The sequence below is a fragment of the Pseudomaricurvus alcaniphilus genome (assembly GCF_011440395.1).
Classification (GTDB): domain Bacteria; phylum Pseudomonadota; class Gammaproteobacteria; order Pseudomonadales; family Cellvibrionaceae; genus Pseudomaricurvus; species Pseudomaricurvus alcaniphilus.
In genome coordinates, this window is the sequence record NZ_JAAOIX010000003.1 from 388,418 (window position 1) to 406,302 (window position 17,885).

General features: G+C 60.6%; 10 protein-coding genes. 7 read left to right on the top strand and 3 right to left on the bottom strand.

Annotated features, from left to right (window positions below; translation table 11 throughout):
- Nucleotides 1-581: 581 nt before the first annotated feature.
- The 7 genes from G8764_RS09985 (at nucleotide 582) to G8764_RS10015 (ending at nucleotide 14,746) form a co-directional block, all read left to right on the top strand.
- Nucleotides 582-8,072 carry a type I polyketide synthase gene (locus tag G8764_RS09985; protein WP_166164477.1) on the top strand — a complete coding sequence of 2,497 codons (7,491 nt, stop codon included), beginning with the start codon at nucleotides 582-584 and terminating at the stop codon, nucleotides 8,070-8,072.
- Nucleotides 8,069-9,388, top strand: a complete 1,320-nt coding sequence (locus G8764_RS09990) for an aminotransferase class I/II-fold pyridoxal phosphate-dependent enzyme (RefSeq protein ID WP_166164478.1) — start codon at nucleotides 8,069-8,071, stop codon at nucleotides 9,386-9,388. The genes G8764_RS09985 and G8764_RS09990 overlap by 4 nt, the downstream gene beginning before the upstream one ends.
- A 77-nt stretch (nucleotides 9,389-9,465) precedes the next feature.
- Nucleotides 9,466-10,251: an SDR family NAD(P)-dependent oxidoreductase gene (locus G8764_RS09995; RefSeq protein WP_166164479.1), complete on the top strand. Its 786-nt coding sequence runs from the start codon at nucleotides 9,466-9,468 to the stop codon at nucleotides 10,249-10,251.
- Nucleotides 10,241-11,332: a capsular polysaccharide export protein, LipB/KpsS family gene (locus G8764_RS10000; protein WP_166164480.1), complete on the top strand. Its 1,092-nt coding sequence runs from the start codon at nucleotides 10,241-10,243 to the stop codon at nucleotides 11,330-11,332. Before G8764_RS09995 ends, G8764_RS10000 begins: the two co-directional genes overlap by 11 nt.
- A 111-nt stretch (nucleotides 11,333-11,443) precedes the next feature.
- Nucleotides 11,444-12,175 carry a sterol desaturase family protein gene (locus G8764_RS10005; protein WP_166164481.1) on the top strand — a complete coding sequence of 244 codons (732 nt, stop codon included), beginning with the start codon at nucleotides 11,444-11,446 and terminating at the stop codon, nucleotides 12,173-12,175.
- A gap of 37 nt (nucleotides 12,176-12,212) precedes the next feature.
- Nucleotides 12,213-13,490, top strand: coding sequence for a capsule biosynthesis protein (locus G8764_RS10010; protein WP_166164482.1), 1,278 nt, complete (start codon nucleotides 12,213-12,215; stop codon nucleotides 13,488-13,490).
- A 44-nt stretch (nucleotides 13,491-13,534) separates the two neighbouring features.
- A complete protein-coding gene (locus G8764_RS10015; RefSeq protein WP_166164483.1) occupies nucleotides 13,535-14,746 on the top strand; it encodes a capsule biosynthesis protein in 1,212 nt (403 codons plus the stop codon).
- A gap of 9 nt (nucleotides 14,747-14,755) precedes the next feature.
- On the opposite strand, the gene G8764_RS10020 is transcribed toward G8764_RS10015, so the two are convergent.
- The 3 genes from G8764_RS10020 to G8764_RS10030 are packed head-to-tail and all read right to left on the bottom strand — an operon-like array spanning nucleotide 14,756 to nucleotide 17,741.
- Complete coding sequence (locus G8764_RS10020) at nucleotides 14,756-15,778, bottom strand: phosphotransferase (protein ID WP_166164484.1); 1,023 nt, start codon at nucleotides 15,776-15,778, stop codon at nucleotides 14,756-14,758.
- Between the two features lie 33 nt (nucleotides 15,779-15,811).
- A complete protein-coding gene (locus G8764_RS10025; RefSeq protein WP_166164485.1) occupies nucleotides 15,812-17,035 on the bottom strand; it encodes an acyl-CoA dehydrogenase family protein in 1,224 nt (407 codons plus the stop codon).
- A gap of 34 nt (nucleotides 17,036-17,069) precedes the next feature.
- Nucleotides 17,070-17,741 carry a histidine phosphatase family protein gene (locus G8764_RS10030; protein ID WP_166164486.1) on the bottom strand — a complete coding sequence of 224 codons (672 nt, stop codon included), beginning with the start codon at nucleotides 17,739-17,741 and terminating at the stop codon, nucleotides 17,070-17,072.
- Between the last annotated feature and the right edge of the window lie 144 nt (nucleotides 17,742-17,885).

Consider the following 17,885-nt stretch of genomic DNA (forward strand, 5'->3'; position numbering starts at 1 on the left):
CAATTTTTGGTCATTGACTGTGAAAAAGTGATAAACTGGCCGGCTGAATGGCAGGGAGCGCAAAATGTCGCATTTATCTTTCAGCTCTAACAGTAGCAACAGTGGACGTTCTATCAGTAGAAGTACCAGTACAGGGGGATAGCAGCGCCGGTACTGGCGCCAGGAATACCAGGTCCAGGCCGGCCAGCAGCGCGGGCCGGGCCAACCACCAGCAGCAATTTTTAGTGCGCGGTTCGTTATACAGTCGCCGGCGCCAAGGGAGAAGCCGGGCTGGAATGGGCCTGGTGTATTACAGACGATTTCGCAGCAAACGAGAGCCAGGCTCTGGGGACAGAATGTCCCGCAGGTGCCGCTAGCGCACAACCGACGTTGTCTAACGTGACTGACATGCGTTTATGACAGTTGTGCTTGAGAAGTGCTCTCGAGAAACAGGGCTCAGAGTTAGGGCCGACAAGAGGCAGCCGCATTTCCAGGTCACTGCTGGTGCTGGATATGCATTTTATGCCCGGGAAGCGCGCGACGATGGCGCGCAGACGTTGCTGCGGTTTTAGAGGCCAGAATATTGATTTTTGAGTTGGTTAATGCGTAAACAAGTTGCGATTATTGGACATTCTTTTCGGTTCCCCGGCTGCGGCCCGAAAACCTTCTGGCAGTCTTTGCTGGACAAGAAAGATCTCGTTACCGAGGTAGACCCGGAGCGCTGGAGCAAAGAGACCTACCAGCACCCGGAAAAAGGCCACCAGGGCAGCACTTACAGTTTCGCCGCCGGCAGCCTGGGTGATGTGAGTGGTTTCGACGCCGGTTTCTTTGGACTGTCCCCCCGCGAAGTCATGCATATGGACCCCCAGCAGCGCCTGTTGCTGGAAATGAGCTGGGAGGCAATGGAGTCCGCGGGTATCCCGCCTTCACGTCTGCGCGGTAGCAATACCGGGGTATTTATCGGGATCGCCAGTGGCGATTACGGCTATCGGTTTGCCGATGACTGGTGCTCAATTGGTCCCAATACCGGTACCGGTACGGCGCCCAGTATCGCCTCCAACCGCATCTCCTATGTGTTTGACTTGCGCGGCCCGAGCATTTCCATGGACACCGCCTGCTCATCCTCTATGGTGGCGTTTCACCAGGCCTGTCGGTCCATTCTCTCCGGTGAAACCGAGCAGGCATTGACCGGTGGTATCAGCCTGCACCTGCACCCTTACGGCTTTATTGTTTTCGCCCAGGCCACCATGCTCTCGCCCTCCGGTCGCTGCCAGGTGTTTGACGCCGCCGGTGACGGCTATGTGCGCTCCGAGGGTGGCGGGGTGTTCCTGCTCAAGGATTACGCCAAGGCCGTGGCTGACGGCGACCCCATTCTCGCCGTAGTGGCGGCCAGTGCGGTCAATACCGACGGTCACAAGTCTGGCTTGACCGTTCCCAGCATTGAAGCCCAGGCAAACCTGATGCGCCAGGCCTACGCGCAGGCTGGCATCGGTCCGGACGACGTCGATTACCTGGAGGCCCACGGCACCGGTACGCCGGTGGGTGATCCGATCGAGGCCTGCGCCATTGGCCGGGCCCTCGGCCAGCAGCGCAGCCGGCCCTTGCCCATCGGCTCGGTCAAGTCCAATCTCGGTCACCTGGAAACCGCCTCGGGTGTGGCGGGGCTGGCCAAGGCGCTGTATGCCATCAGGCACCGGGCGGTGCCGGCGACCATAGGCATCAAGCAAATCAACCCCAATATTCTCACCGAGGAGTGGAATATTGAAGTCGTCACCGACACCATGCAACTGGATCCGGAAAAACCCCTTTGCATCGGCATCAACTCGTTTGGTTTCGGCGGTGCCAACGCCCACGTGGTGCTGCAGAGCCCGCCGCCAATGCCAAAGGCACCAGTGCGCTCCCGGCGTACCAAGTCGGCGGCCATAAAACAGCCATTGCCGCTGCGACTTTCCGCGCGCTCGCCAGAGGCCCTGCGCGCCCTGGCCGGTGATATGGGGGATCTGATCGGCAGCGCCGGGAGCTCTCTCTACGATATCGCCTGGGCCAGCCACACACAGCGGGATTTACACTGCCAGGCGCTGTTGACGTTTGTCGAAGACCCCGACAGTGCCGCTGCCAGCCTGCACGATTTCGCCCTTAACGGCTCCGCCCCGGGGGTTTATACTGCGGCCGCCAAGTTGCAGGCTGAGGGGCCGGTGTTTGTTTATTCCGGCAATGGTTGCCAGTGGGAGCAGATGGGCAAACTGTTATTGACCCAGTCCCGAGAGTTTCGCCAGTCCATCACCAAGGTGGACAAGATTTTTGCCAAATACGCCGACTTTTCCCTGTTGGAGGAGTTCGAGGGTTTAAATGGGACAGGGCGCTACAGCCGCACCGAAGTTGCCCAGCCCGCCCTGTTTGCCCTGCAGGTGGGCATTACCGAGTGGCTGCGCAGCCGGGGCATCCAGCCCGTGGCAGTGATCGGCCACAGTGTCGGTGAGGCCGCCGCGGCCTGGGCCTCTGGCGCCCTGAGCCTGGAGCAGGCGGTCAAGGTGATCTACTACCGCAGTTACTACCAGGGCAAGACTGCGGGCCTCGGGCAGATGACGGCGGTGGCCTGCAGTGCGGTGGAGATGGAGAGCCTGCTGCAAGAGTTGCAACCGGGTGTGGTCTGCGTGGCGGGCGCCAGTAGCCCGCGGGGAATAACCATCGCCGGGGAAGTGGCGGGGCTGGAGATTGTGGAGGCATTTTTGTCCTTGCATTCCCTGCGCTTTAAACGTCTCGATCTGGACTACGCCTTCCACAGCCCATTAATGGATTCGGTAGAATCTGGCATCAAGGCTGCACTGGCGGATCTGCAACCCAGTGCCACTAAAGTACCTTTTATATCCACAGTGACCGGCGCTGAGTTGTCGGGCACCGAGCTGGTGGCGGACTACTGGTGGCGCAATGTGCGCGAACCGGTAGCGTTTGCCGATGCCCTGGCATTATTGGCAGAGCGCCAGCTGAACACCTTTGTTGAGCTGGGCGGACACCCGGTTCTGCGGGGCTACCTGAATGAAAACCTGCGCGCTAACGAAATCAGTGGCACCGTGATTGCGACCCTGTCGCGCCGTGAAGGCGACCAGGAAAAGTTGGAGCAGGCCTACGCCCAGCTGCTGCTGTGTGGCCTCGGCTTTGAATTGGAGCGCTGGTTCCCGGTGGCCGGCGAGCGAGTAGAGTTACCGGTTTATCCCTGGCAGCGCCAGGAATTCTGGCACCCCACCAGCGCCGAGTCGATCGGCTTGCTGGACCGGCACTACGAGCACCCGCTGCTCGGCTATCGCCTGTCCCGCACCGGATTGACCTGGGAGGCGCACCTGGATACCCAGCGCCAGCCCTGGCTCGCGGATCACCAGGTCGGTGATGGTGTGGTGTTCCCGGGTGCCGGTTTTGTCGAGTTGATCCTCGCCGCGGCGTCCGCCTGGAAGTCATCTACAGTGATCGATATCGAGGATTTTGAAATTCTCGCGCCGCTGTTGCTGGACCAGAGTCACACCAAGGTGGTGCGCACTGAAATCAATCCCGGCAATGGCCAGGTGCGAATCAGTAGCCGCGAACTGGCCAAGCAGGAAGACTGGCGTGAGCACGTAAGGGCGCGCATCTTCAGCGGCACCGTCGGTTTGCAGTTGACGCGCCAGGCGCAACCGCTGCCCACCCGCAAGCCGGATTTTCTGCGCCAGCAGCACCTGCAGGACGCCGCTGAAATTGGTCTCGATTACGGCCCTGCATTCCAGGCGGTGTCCCACGGTTGGCTCGAGGGCGACAGTGTCATCGGCGCCTGCGAATGCCCGCCGGTTATTGCCGAAGCACTGCCAGAAAGCCTGCTCCACCCGGGCATTCTCGACTCCGCCTTGCAATTGTTTATTCAGTTACTGCTGGCCAGGCGGGGCAGCTATCCCGGTGTCGGCTTCGTACCGACACGGGTTGGCCGGGTGCAGTTCGATGCCTACCAGGTTGGGCAGGAACCCAGCTACCTCTGCTTGCGCCAAAAACGGCTCTCTCCCCACTCGCTGTTGGCCGATATCGAAATCTTTGCCAGTGACGGCAGCGCCATAGCGGTACTTACCGATGTGCGCTTCCAGCCGGTGCCCCTGCGCGGAGCCAAGCGCCTAAATATCCAGATGCTGGACTACGAGCTGGTTCCGGCGCCACTGCAAAATCGCATGCCGGCCATCGATATACCGGGTTGGCAGCGCACCCAGCTGGATTACAGCGCCCACCTGCTCGCCGATAGCGCCTACGCGGCGGAGCTGGAGCCGCTGCTGGACACGCTGGTAACCACCTTTATAGCCGCCGCGTTGCAGCAACCGCGCAACCTGCAGGCACTGGATGGCAGCGCCCGCCAGTGGGCCCAGAGTCTGCTGGATGAAGGCAGCCTTGAAGTCAACGAAGGTGGTGACCTGCAGGTTGCGGTGGATGTCCCGGACGTGGAGCCACAGCAGTTCTGGCAAATGCTGGCGCAGGAATATCCGGCCTCCTTCCCGCTGATTCAAGCGGTGGGCCGCTTCGGTTTGCAATTGCAGCACTGGCTCGATGGCGAGTCACTGGAGTTTTTGCCCGATGAACGCCTGTATATGGAACTCAGTCGCACCATCAGCGGCGAGCAGGCACTGGAATCCATCGCCGCCAGTTGGGCCCAGGGTATTGGCGAACTGGTCGGCCACCTCGGCACCGACCAGCGCCTTTCGGTCATGGAGTTTGGCGCCGGCCGGCCGATCCTGGCTCGGGCCGTGTGCAGCGGCCTGGATTTTGATCGCGCGGACTATACATTCCTGTCGGAAAACGCCGACAGCGTTGCCGAAGCCAGTAACCAGCTGGACAGCTTTCCCCAGGCGCGGGTAGAGCGCCTCGATCCGGGCGCGGCCCCGGACCCGGCGATTCCGGCGGCACAGCTGGTCTTTGTGCACCTGGATACCCTGGCCCTGGCGGACGCACGCCAGTTACTGCAAGCCGTTAGGCGCCGCAGTTTACCCGGTGCCCGGGTGTTGCTGCTGGGGCGCTATCCGTCTTTTTGGTTGAACCAGGTGTTTGCCGCCAACCCCGGCTGGTGGCAAGCGGGTGGCCAAACCCGGCAGTTGTCGCTGGAGAATTGGCAAACATTGCTGGCAGAGCAGGGCTTTGCCGTGCAGCAGTCGGTGGCCGGTGATGGCGCCGGCACTTTCTGCCTGGCCTGTGAAGTCGATGCAACCGGCGAGAACGAGGTAGTGCCGGAATCGCTGCCCTCGGCGAGCGCCTGGTTGTTGCTCGGCGCCGAGGGGGATCGCCCGCTGGCGCAGCAACTGCTTGAATCAGCCGCGCAATCCACCTCACAATCCTCCTCACAATCCGCCGCCCAATCGGCAACCCGGACCGAACTTCCCAGCGTTGCTCAATGCGACGACCTGGGTGCCCTGAATAATGAATTGCTGGCGCTGCCAGCCAGTTGCGAAACCGTGCGCATCATCGTGCTCAGCGACCTGTTTGATCGCAGTAGCAGTGCCGCCCAGGTGCAGCACTGTGCTCGCCTCAGGGATGTGCTCAAGTTGATCGAGGCCCAGCCGCGCCAGGTGGAGTGCTGGGTGTTGACCACGGGGGTCGGGGCGCTGCTGACCACCGACAGCAACTTGCTGGCCGGGGGCGCAACTGCGCCCATGGACGCGGCCTGCTGGGGTTTTGTGCGCTCGCTCATGAATGAGGCGTCCCGCACCCAGTTTCGCCTGGTCGACCTGCCGCTCAAACCCGACACCGCAGCACTCACAGCGCTGGCGCAATTGCTGCAACAGGGCACTGACGAAGACGAGCAGGTGCTGTTCGCCGATGGCAGCCGCTTTGTGCCGCGCCTGAAAACAGTACACGAACAGGCAGACTCGCAGTCGGGTAACCGGCGTGAAGCCGTGACCCTGGGGTTCGATCTGCCCGGGCAATTGCGCAACTTGCGCTGGCTGGGCACGCCCCTGGCGGAGCCGGGCGCCGGCGAGGTGGAAGTGGAAGTGGATGCCACCGGCCTCAATTTCCGCGATGTCATGTACGCCCTGGGCATGCTTTCCGATGAAGCCATTGAAAACGGCTTTTCCGGGCCGACCCTGGGGCTGGAATTTGCCGGCCGGGTGGTGGCGACCGGGCCGGATGTGACCGACTTCCGCCCCGGCGATGCCGTGGTCGGCTTTGGTCCCTCCAGTTTCAGCAATCGCATGATTGCACCGGTCAACGCTATCGCTCACATTCCCGCCGAACTGTCGGCGGAGTCTGCGGCCACTATTCCGACGACGTTTTTTACGGTCTATTATGCTCTCAAGCACCTCGCCCAGCTGCAGCCGGGTGAGCGTATTTTGATCCACGGGGCTGCCGGCGGTGTCGGTTTGGCGGCGATCCAGGTGGCGAGCTGGCTGGGTGCCGAAATCTTTGCCACGGTCGGTTCGCCCGCCAAGCGCGACGTGGTGCGGCTACTGGGTGTGGACAACATTTACGATTCCCGCTCGTTGAGCTTTGGCGAAGAAATCCTGGCCGCGACCCCCGATGGCAAGGGGGTCGACGTAGTCCTCAACTCCCTCGCCGGTGAGGCCATCAACCAGAATCTGCGGGTGCTGAAACCCTTTGGCCGGTTTCTGGAGCTGGGCAAGCGGGACTTCTACGAAAATACGGCCATTGGCCTGCGGCCTTTCCGCAACAACATCAGTTATTTCGGCATCGATTCCGACCAGTTAATGAGCGAGCGCCCGCAGCTTACCGCGACCCTGTTCCGGGAGATGATGGCGCTGTTTGCCGATGGCACCTTCTACCCGCTGCCCTACACCAGCTTTTCCGCCGACAAGGTGGTGGAGGCGTTTCGGTTTATGCAGCAGGCTCGCCAGATTGGCAAGGTGGTGGTCAACTATCGTCAGCTGCCCCGGGCCGAGGTTCGCAATGGCACAGCGGAAACGTCCGCGGCACTGCAGCTCGACGCCGACGCGACTTACCTGGTCACCGGTGGTTTGGCGGGCTTCGGCCTGCGCACTGCGGCCTGGTTGGTGGAGAAGGGCGCTCGCCAGTTGGTGTTACTGAGTCGCAGTGGCCTCAAGGGTGAGGCTGCCAAAGCCGGGGTCGCCGAACTCGAGGCGCGGGGCGCGGCGGTAACCGCGGTGGCTTGCGATATCGCCGACCGCGCTGCGGTCAAGGCGCTGCTGAGCCAGATTGCCCGGGACTTGCCGCCGTTAAAAGGTGTGGTTCACGCCGCCTGCGTGTTTGACGATGCCCTGGCGATTAATATGTCCGACAGCCAGATCGCCGCGGTCATGGCGCCCAAAGTAGAGGGTGCCCAGGTGCTGCACGAGCTGACCCGCAGTCTCGAGCTGGATTTGTTTGTCTTGTTTTCCTCCGCCACCACCTGTTTCGGCAATCCCGGGCAGAGTAATTACGTGGCGGCTAACCACTGGCTGGAAGGCCTGGCGGTGACGCGCAAGGCACAGGGGCTGGCGGCTACATGCGTGCGTTTTGGCGCCATTGACGATGTCGGGTACCTGGCCCGCAATGAAGCTATCAAGGGCGCGCTGGAAAGTCGTATGGGCGGGCGGGCCCTGAGCTCGGATCTGGCCCTGGCGATGCTGGAAAAAATGCTGCTCGACGGCGTAACCTTGCGCGCGGTGCTGGAATTGGAGTGGTCCTCCATGGCGCGCTTCCTGCCCAATGCCTTGGCGCCGAAGTTTCGCCAGCTGGCGCTGCTGGCTGGCGACAGTGGCGATATGTTAGGCTCAGCGGCAGAACTGTTGATGTTCCTGGAGGGCCTGGCCCCGGAGGAGCAACACGCGGAAGTGGTGGCCATGCTCCGCAAGAACCTGAGCCAGATCCTGATGTTGCCGGAGGAACAAATCGGAGCTGATGCATCGGTCTTCGACCTGGGTTTCGATTCCCTTATGGGGGTAGAATTGATGGTGGCCATCGAGGAGCGCTTCGGTGTGCAGCTGCCGGCCATGACCTTGAGCGAAGCCACAACGCTCAATAAACTGGCGGCCAAGCTGCTGTCGAAACTGTTCGCGGACGGTGCTGATGACGACGCTGGCACCATTGAGTATATGGCGATTCAACACGGCGTCAGCGATGAGGATATGACTGGATGAAACTCGATAAGTCGTTGAAAAACAAACTGATCGAGCAGTCTCTCAAGGGTAAGTTGAAGCGCAATGAGCAGCTGGCGGGCAAGGGTCTGGGGTTGTCGTTCGACGCCGCCGATGACCGCGCTCGCTACACCGATTTCCGCAGCCACCCGGCCTACAAGCAAATTGAAATCATGCGCGAGGGTTCGGCCTCGCTGGGGATCGAAGACCCGTTTTTCCGCCTGCACGAAGGTTGCAGCGGCGCCACGGCGGTGATCGGCGGCAAAACCTACGTCAATTACGCCAGCTACAATTATTTGGGCCTGGCGGGGCACCCGGAGGTGATCAAGGCATCGGCGGAAGCTGCGGCCCGCTACGGCACCTCGGTATCTGCCAGCCGTATTGTCTCCGGCGAGCGACCGGTGCACCAGCAACTGGAGCGCGAGCTGGCAGCACTGTATCAAGCAGATGATGCCCTGGCGCTGGTCAGCGGCCACGCCACCAATGTGTCGGTAATCGGCTACTTGATGGGCCCTAAAGACCTGGTGCTGCACGATGAGTACATTCACAACAGCAGCCTGGTGGGGGCGCAGCTGTCCGGGGCGCGGCGCATGCCGTTCAAGCACAATAGCGTCGAGGCGCTGGAACAACTGCTGGTCCAGCACCGCGGTCAGTTCGAGCGGGTATTGATCGTCACCGAGGGCCTGTTCAGTATGGACGGCGACGTGCCGGATTTGCGCGCCATGGTAAACCTCAAACAGCGCCACCAGGCCTGGCTGATGGTGGATGAAGCCCATGCGCTGGGCGTACTGGGTGAAAAAGGGCTGGGCAGCTTTGAGCTCACCGGGGTAAATCCCACCGATGTCGATATCTGGATGGGTACCCTGAGCAAGACCTTGTCGGGCTGTGGCGGCTATATCGCCGGAGTACAGCCGTTGATCGATATCTTGCGCAACCTGGCGCCGGGCTTTCTCTACAGTGTGGGCATGCCGGCACCGACTGCGGCGGCGTCGCTGCAGGCCTTGCAAATCTTTCTGCGCGAGCCGGAGCGGGTGAGCCGCAACCAGCGCAATTCAGAGGTGTTTTTGCAACGCGCCAGGGCGCTGGGGCTGGATACCGGCAGCAGTGTTGGCCGGGCGGTGGTGCCGGTAATCCTCGGCGGCTCAGTCAAGGCTGCGCGCCTGTCGGCGGAGCTGTTTCGCAACGGCATCAATGTGCAGCCGATTCTCTACCCGGCGGTGCCGGAAAAAAGTGCCCGCCTGCGCTTTTTTATCTCCAGCGAGCACACTGACAGCCAGTTGACGGAAACCTGTGCCGTCCTGCAAGCCTACATGGATTGAGCCGGGCGCGATCTGTTCCGCAGTAGAGGTCGCAAAACAGCCTCCAGAATTAATGGATTATTGACAGGGCCCTGGCATTGACCCAGCATTCGACACATACCCTTGACAAGACCGTACTGATTACCGGCGCCTCCGGCGCGATCGGCCAGGCTCTGGCTGTCTGTTACGCGCAGCCGGGTACGACCCTGATTCTGCAGGGCCGGGACCAAGCCAGGCTGGAGCAGACCGCTGCCGCCTGCACTGGCGCCGGTGCCGAGGTCCGGCAGCAGGCGTTGGACCTGACCGATACCGAGGCCACTCTCGCCTGGCTGGAGACCGTCTGCGCCGAGCGAGTGCCGGATGTGTTTATCGCCAACGCCGGCATGAATATCGGCATTGGCAAGGGCTTTGAGGGGGAGCGGCTGGAGCAGGTTGCCGCGCTGCTCGACCTGAATGTGCGCTCAACCCTGTTGATGACCACCTTTATCGCCGCGCGTATGCGCAGGGCAGGGGCCGGTCAAATTGCCCTGGTCAGTTCGCTGGCGGCCTTCTATGGCCTGCCGGTGACGCCCAGCTACTCTGCCAGTAAAGCGGCAGTCAAGGCCTACGGTGAAGGCTTGCGGGGAGCGCTGGCGCGGTTTGGGGTGGGGGTTAGTGTCATTATGCCGGGCTACGTGGATTCGGCCATGTGCCGGGGCATGGCCGGGCCGAAGCCGTTTTTGTGGCAACCGCAGCGAGCCGCCGAAAAAATACGCGCCGCCATCGATGCCAATCGGGCGCGGCTGAGCTTTCCGTTTCCGCTCAACCTCGGCTGCTGGTTTCTGGCGGTCTTGCCAGCAGCGCTTTCACAGCGAATCTTGCGTTGGCTCGACTATGGCGGCTGAACAAATGTCGGCGGTTGCGGCCCAGGTCTGTGGCGTAAAATTCTGGAACCAGCGCTGGCTGTCGGTGTTAATTGCGGAAAAGTTTGGCGCGGCGCCGGTTTTTCACGACTCCTTTGACCTGGCTTTGGCAGCCTCTCGGGAGCGGGCCGCACCACTGATCCTGTGGGCCTCGTCCCTGTCGGAAGAGCAGCGGGCCCAGGCGCGCCAGCTGGACTGCTATTTTCTCGAGGACGGCTTTATCCGCTCGGTGGGCCTGGGGGCGGGCTTGAATGCCGGTTTGTCCTATGTCTTCGACCGGCGCGGGATCTATTACAATGCCGCCCGGGCCAGCGACCTCGAGCACTTGCTGCAACATATGGAGCTGACTCCCGCCCAGTTGCAGCGGGGCGAGCGCCTGCGCCAATTGCTGGTCGCCAATGAGATTTCCAAGTACAACCTGAAGAAATCGACTACATTTACACTTGGGCCGGACAGCCGGCGTCGTATTCTTGTGGTGGGCCAGGTGCAAAACGACGCCTCCATTACCACCAATCCGGCGCCGCAACTGGCGACGATGGCGGGCGATAATATCAATCTCAGCTTGATTCGCTGGTGTCGGCAGGAAAACCCGGAGGCTTGCATTGTCTACAAGCCGCACCCGGATGTGGCCGCCGATTTGCGCCCCGGCAAGATCGATACCGGCAGTCTTGCCGGACTGGTGGATGGGGTAGTGGTGGAGCGCGACATCCTGGCGCTGATCGACTGGTGTGACGAGCTGCACACCATCTCTTCGCTGGCTGGTTTTGAAGCGCTGATTCGGGGCAAGGCGGTGGTTACTCACGGTGGTCCGTTTTATGCGGGTTGGGGGCTGACCCGGGATTTCGACAGCTTTCCCCGTCGCAATCGGCCGCTGTCGCTGGCGGCGTTGGTGTACATTTTGCTGGTGGAGTACGGCCATTACGTCGACCCGGTTGGCGCGCGCCAATGTTCGCCGGAGGTGCTGATTGAGCACCTGGCGCAACGCAAGGGGAGCCGCTATGCCCACCTCAAGGCCAGTGTGCTGACGGGAATATCCTGGGCGGCGAGAAAAGTGGGTCTGTAACCGCGCTGCTCAACGGTGCTGGTATGCCTGACATGTAAATTGATAGGGCCGGGTTTGCGGCGGCGCTGGCTACAATCACAGTCGGCGTCAAAAAATACGATGGTAATGCACATGGTTTTACAATTGCTTGAGTACTGGTTTTACTGCTACTCAATGCTGGTGGCGATATACGTGCTGCTGGGCCTGGCGGTGGTGCAGCTCAACCGGCGCCTGGGGCAGCAGAAAAAAATCCAGCGGCGCGAGCCTCGCGCCGGTGATGTGCGCCGGGATGTGCGCCAAAGCCTGCTTTCCCTGCTGACGTTATCCCTGTTTCTGGGGGCGGCCATCACCTTGCAGCAGGCCGGTTATGGCTGGCGCCCGCTGGCACCCGGGTGGCTCAATAACGGCTTGATGTTTCTTCTCTCCCTGGTGGTATTCGATACCTGGTTTTACTGGGGCCACCGGCTGCTGCACTGGCGGCCTCTGTATCGGCGTATTCACGCCTGGCATCATCGCTCCGTGACTCCGACCGTGTGGAGCAATAACAGTGACACATTTCTCGATAATTGCATTATTCAGTCGTATTTCCTGCTGGCTATCTTTATCCTGCCAATAGCGGCGCCGGTGCTGGTGGCCCACAAAATCTTCGACCAGGTGACCGGCATGGTGGGTCACTCCGGCTATGAGTATTCGCCCGGGCCGCTGTCGCGTTTTCCCTGGCCACTGCTGGGCGTGACGTTTCACGACCAGCACCATCAAAAATTTCATTGCAATTACGCCACCCACTTCTCCTGGTGGGACCGGTTGATGGGTACCCTGGACCCCGATTACGACAGTAAATTAAAGGCTTTCAGCCAGCAGTGAATGATCGCTCTGGACTTATGTTTTACGGTGGATGATTTTGGAATTAGTTAAGGAAAAGGTGTTTTTATTGTTGCAGGGACCGCCGTGTCGCTTCGCCTATCGGCTGGCCACTTGCATTGAACAGCAGGGTCACCGCTGTTATCGGATCAACTTGTGCCTCGGTGACTGGCTCTTCTGGCTGGGCAAAAAGGCGCACAATTACCGCGGCAATATCCAGCACTGGCCACTGTTCCTGAAAGAGTTTGTCCTTCAGCACGGCATTACCGATATTATCTATTACGCCGACCGATTGCCCTACCACAAGGCGGCCCGGGACCTGGCAAACAACCTCGGCATCAATGCCGTCGCCTACGAGCACGGTTACCTGCGGCCCAACTGGATCACCGTGGAGCGCGGTGGGATGTCGCGGTTCTCCCATTTTCCCGATAGTGGTGAACACATCAAGGAAGTGGGGATGAATTATCCCAAGCCCACGTCCCTGCCGGGCTTGTCCCATGACTTCTGGAAGGAAGCGGTGCAGGAGGTGGTGTTCAACCTGGCCAACTTCTTTGATTTTATCTTCTTCCCGCACTACCTGCCGGATAAGATTTACAACCCGCTGGTGGAGTACCTGAATTACATACCGCGCTTCCTGGGAGCGGGCAAAAAGCACAAGCGCACAGCCCAGGTGTTTGATTCGTTGCGGCGCTCGGGCCAGAAATACTTTGTCTTTCCCCTGCAAATGCAAAATGATTACCAGTTGCGGGATAACTCGCCCTTCAATCACCAGCTCGAAGCCATTGCTATGGTGGTGGAGGAGTTCAGCCAGCACGCGCCGGCGGACACGGTGCTGCTGTTCAAGATCCATCCGCTGGACAACGGCATTGAGCCCTGGGATAAGATGATCGCGCGGCTGGGGCAGGAACATGACGTCGCCGACCGGCTGTTACTGGTGGACGGTGGCATTTTGAAGAACATGCTGGCGCACAGCAGCGGGGTTATCACGGTCAACAGCACGGTGGGGGTACAGGCGCTGGAGCAGGGTAAGCCGGTCAAGGTATTGGGTTACGCCATTTACGATATCGACGGCATGACCTGCCAGAGAAGCATGGGCGAATTTTTCGCCGCGCCGGAGGTACCGGATAAAGAACTGGTGGATTGCTTCCTGCGCTTGCTGGGCGGCACCATCCAGGTACACGGCAACTTTTACTCCCAGCAGGGCCAGTTGACCGGTGCCAGCGAGGTTACCAACTGGCTGTTGACCGGCTCGGTCAAATACTCGGATGCGTTTTTTGATCAGCCGCCGCGGCTGTTGAAAGACAAGGCTTACGGGTGAGCGCAGCAGCAACACAGCGATCTGTACTTTTCTTGCAGGGCCCATTGTCACCGCTCTATCGCCTGCTGGGGCTCGAGCTGCGGCGCCGTGGCTGCCCGGTCAGTCGGATCAACTTGTCCTTTGGCGATTGGCTGCACTGGCACGGGCAGGGCTGTTACTCCTACCGTGGCAGCCGAGCCAAGTGGCGCGGCTATTTACAGCGAGTGATTCGGGAGCAGCGCATCACCACCCTGGTACTGCACGGCGACTGCCGCTGGTACCATCGGCAGGCGATCGACGTGGCCCGGGCGCTGGACCTGGAAGTGATTGTCACCGAATTAGGGGCGCTGCGGCCCGGTTGGCTCACCCTGGAGTGGGGCGGCTTGTCACTCAACTCCTTCTTTCCGGCATCGGCAGAGCAGATTTGTGTTCAGGCTCAGGGGCTTGACGCTCCCGCCGGCCAACGCTTTGACTATCCGTTCTGGAAAATGGCGCTCTACGATGTCTCCTATAACCTGCTGAATTACTTTCTCTGCTTTCTGTACCCGTTCTTTCGCCGGCACACACCGCACAACCCGGTAATCGAATACCTCAGCTGGATTCCGCGCCTGGGTAGCGAGCAGCGCCGCAATGCAGCGGCCCAGCAGCTGAGCCGACGGCTGGCGGCGGAGCACACTGACTATTTTTTGTTTCCTCTGCAGTTAAACGGGGATTTCCAGATTCGGGTGCACTCGCCGTTTCACTCCCTGCACCAGGCCATAGACCTGGTGCTGCATTCCTTTGCCCGCTGCGCGCCAGCCGTAAGTCGCCTGGTGCTGAAGCAGCACCCACTGGATTGTGGCCTCGATGGGCTGCAGCAGTACGCCCGGGCGGTGGCGGCCAGGCTGGGCATCAGTGAACGGCTGGATTATATCGACGGCGGTGATCTGGGTGAATTGTTGCGACACACTCGCGGGGTGGTCACGGTAAACAGCACCGTCGGTATTGAGGCGCTGCAGGCCGGCAAGCCGGTCAAAGTACTGGGTGGCGCCTTCTACGATATGGCGAAAATTACAAGCCAGGACTCACTCGATAACTTCTGGAGTGCCCCCACTGCGCCGCAACCGGATTGTGTGGATGCGTTGCTGCGATTGCTGGTTCAGCAAACCCAGGTGCCGGGCGCGCTCTACGGCGCGGCGGGATTGCAGAGCGCGGTGGACAATATGGCCGCGGCAATTCTGGCGCGGCCGTACACCCCCCTCAGCGCGCTGGGTACGCCGCCGCGGCAGGCGTATTAGCCGGTTTGATCAATCGATCAGCGCCACTGCCATGGTCGCCAGCGGTGCCACCAGGGCGCCCATCTGCGTAGCCTTGTCGCTGGAGGCGTTGCCATCCAGGGCGCGCTTCTTTACCCCCTGCAGGATGGCGGCAAAGCGGAACATGCTGAACACCATGTAGAAGTTCCAGTTGGGTATCTCATCGAGCCCCATGCGGCGGCAGTATTGGGCCACGTATTCTTCCTCACTGGGAATGCCCAGCGCCGCGCGGTCAATACCCCCGAGGCCGGCCAGCACACTGTCGTTGCTGAGGCGCAACTGCATGCACTGGTAGGCGAGGTCGGCAAAGGGATGGCCCAGGGTAGACAGTTCCCAGTCCACCAGCGCCAGCACCCGTGCCTGGGTAGGGTGAAACATCATATTGTCGAGGCGGAAGTCGCCGTGAGCCAGCACCACCCGACCGTCGTCCTGGGGCTGGTTGGCGGGGAGCCAGTCAATCAGCCGGTCCATTTCAGCGATAGTGCCGGTTTCCGCGGCCCGGTACTGGGTGGTCCAGCGGTTGATCTGGCGCTGGTAATAGTTGCCGGGCCGGCCGTAATCGCTCAGCCCTACCGCGTCCACGTCCACCGAGTGCAGGGCGGCAAGCACCCGGTTCATCTCGTCGAAGATAGCGCCGCGCTCGGCGTTGCTCATGCCAGGCAGGGCGGGATCCCACAGCACCCGGCCGTCGATAAACTCCATCAGGTAGAACATGCTGCCGATAATGCTGTCGTCGGCGCAGAGGTGATAGGCCTTGGCCACCGGCACATCGGTGTTGGCCAGTGCCGCCATGACCTTGAACTCCCGGTCCACGGCGTGGGCCGACTTCAGCAGTTCACCGGGCGGTTTGCGGCGCAACACGTAGCGGCCGCTTTGGGCGCTGATTTTAAAGGTCGGGTTGGACTGGCCGCCGGCAAATTTCTCAGCGCTCAGCGGGCCTTTAAAGCCGGCCACATTGGCTTCCAGGTAGCGGGCCAGCTTGTTGGTATCAAAATCAAAGTTTGGCTGTGACATCGGCAATCTCTATTTTGGTCGGGTTCAAGGGGCTTATTGCGCGGCGTATCGATCGATGATTTGCTTGCCGAGGGCCATTTGGTGGACCTGGTCGGGGCCGTCAGCCTGGCGACACCAGCGGGCGTAGTTGAAGCCCTCAGCCATGCAGTAGTCTTCTGTCAAACCACCGGCACCGTGTATTTGCATGGCACGGTCAATGACGTTTTGTATCAACAGCGGCACGGTGGTCTTGCTGGCGGCGATCATGTCGATGGAGGCGGGAACGCCTTCGGCGTCGATCTTGTGGCAAGTTTTCAGTACCAGCAAGCGCGCCATTTCGATTTCTGAAAACATTCTGGAGATGTCTTCCCGCACCGACTGGTGTTTGCTTAACGGGCGGCCAAACGTAGAGCGGGAGGCGGCCCGTTTGCAGGCCAGCTCCAGCGCCCGCTGGCCGGTGCCGATCAATCGCATGCAGTGGTGCATGCGGCCGGGGCCAAGGCGGCCCTGGGCGATTTCAAAGCCGCGACCTTCTCCGAGTAAAACATTTTTCAGCGGTACACGCACGTTTTCAAACAGCAACTCGGCATGGCCAATGGGGGCGTCATCGTAGCCGAGAGTGGTCAATGGGCGGATGATCTTCAGGCCGGGAGTACCCTTGGGCACCAGTACCTGGGTTTGCTGCAGGTGGCGATTGTTGTTGTCCGGATCGCTCTTGCCCATGACGATAAAGATTTTGGTGCGCTCATACATGGCACCGGTGATAAACCATTTGCGCCCATTCAGGACCCACTCGTCGCCGTCTTTGACGATGCTCAGTTGCACGTTGGTGGCGTCACTGGAGGCCACTTGCGGCTCGGTCATGGCGTAGGAAGAGCGAATTTCACCGGCCAGCAATGGTTGCAGCCACTGGTCTTGCTGCTCCTTGTTGGCATAGTTCATAAAGACTTCCATATTGCCGGTGTCCGGGGCGTTGCAGTTAAACACTTCCGGGGACCAGATCACCCGGCCCATTACCTCGCACAGGGGCGCGTATTCAGCGAAGGTCAAGCCGCCGTGGTCGCAGTATTCGGCGTGGGAGGGCGGTACAAACAGGTTCCACAAGCCGGCGTCTTTGGCCTTCTGCTTCAATTCATCCATTAACGGCAGCGGCGCAAAACGGTTTTCGGCCTCGTGCAGTTGCCGCGCATAGGCCTCTTCGTTGGGGTAGATGTGCTGTTCGAAAAAAGCATTGAGCTTGTCCAGCAGTTGCAGGCTTTTGTCACTGTGTTGGTACATGAGGTTCTCCACGAGCAAGTGAGTGTGATGGTAATCAGGTAAAGGTAATAGCGGCGTGTTTGTCCGCCTGTTGCAGGTGTGACACGTCGTTAAAACTGTCCAGGGCGAAGCTCTTGCGGTTGTGCAATATGCGGCTGGTGCTGGTGTTGCGGATCTGCATATTGATCTCGCGAATACGCTGGTGGTCGAGTCCTAACACCGCGGCCAGCACCACCGAAATCGGGCCGCCGGAGGTCACCACCAGGGTGCGTTTGGCGGGGGACTGGCAGATTCGCTGGAAAACGCTTTCGACGCGCTGTTGGAAACTGTGCCAGCTGTCGCTGCCATCGGTGCTGATTTCACCGCTCATCCAGTGTGCCAGCGCCTGTTTCAGGTTGTCGTTGTAATCCTTGCGCGGGTTGCCGCTCTCCACGTAGAGCTCGGGGTGCTGTTGGCGCAGGGGGGTCAGCAAACCCTGGAAGCTGTATTCGTTGAGTCCCGGGTCGACGCTGTAATCATGGTTGCCGCCATAGCCCTGGCTAAACGCTTCCGCGGTCTGGCGGTGGCGGACCATGCTGCCCATGATCACCGCATCGAAGCTCTTGCCCAGGCTGCGCAGGTGTTCGCCCAGCCAGCGAGCCTGTTGCAAGCCCAGCTCGCTTAACTGGTCGTAATTGTCGGCGCCAAACGAGGCCTGGCCGTGTCGGAGTAAGGTGATTTCTGCCATGTGCTGCCTTTGGTCGAGATGCCGGGTCATTATAGGTATGCAGCAGTGATCAGGAAAATTTATTTTTATTATGTAACTTTATTGATCTCGTGAATGCTGTGAGGCGCTGTGTGGCGTGCACTGCCACCGGGGCAGCCGCTCCCG

What these genes read in the sequence shown, in the direction of transcription:
- G8764_RS09985 (WP_166164477.1), top strand. Translation starts at nt 582, where the DNA reads ATGCGTAAACAAGTTGCGATTATTGGACATTCTTTTCGGTTCCCCGGC.
- G8764_RS09990 (WP_166164478.1), top strand. Translation starts at nt 8,069, where the DNA reads ATGAAACTCGATAAGTCGTTGAAAAACAAACTGATCGAGCAGTCTCTC.
- G8764_RS10000 (WP_166164480.1), top strand. Translation starts at nt 10,241, where the DNA reads ATGGCGGCTGAACAAATGTCGGCGGTTGCGGCCCAGGTCTGTGGCGTA.
- G8764_RS10005 (WP_166164481.1), top strand. Translation starts at nt 11,444, where the DNA reads ATGGTTTTACAATTGCTTGAGTACTGGTTTTACTGCTACTCAATGCTG.
- G8764_RS10020 (WP_166164484.1), bottom strand. Translation starts at nt 15,778, where the DNA reads ATGTCACAGCCAAACTTTGATTTTGATACCAACAAGCTGGCCCGCTAC.
- G8764_RS10025 (WP_166164485.1), bottom strand. Translation starts at nt 17,035, where the DNA reads ATGTACCAACACAGTGACAAAAGCCTGCAACTGCTGGACAAGCTCAAT.
- G8764_RS10030 (WP_166164486.1), bottom strand. Translation starts at nt 17,741, where the DNA reads ATGGCAGAAATCACCTTACTCCGACACGGCCAGGCCTCGTTTGGCGCC.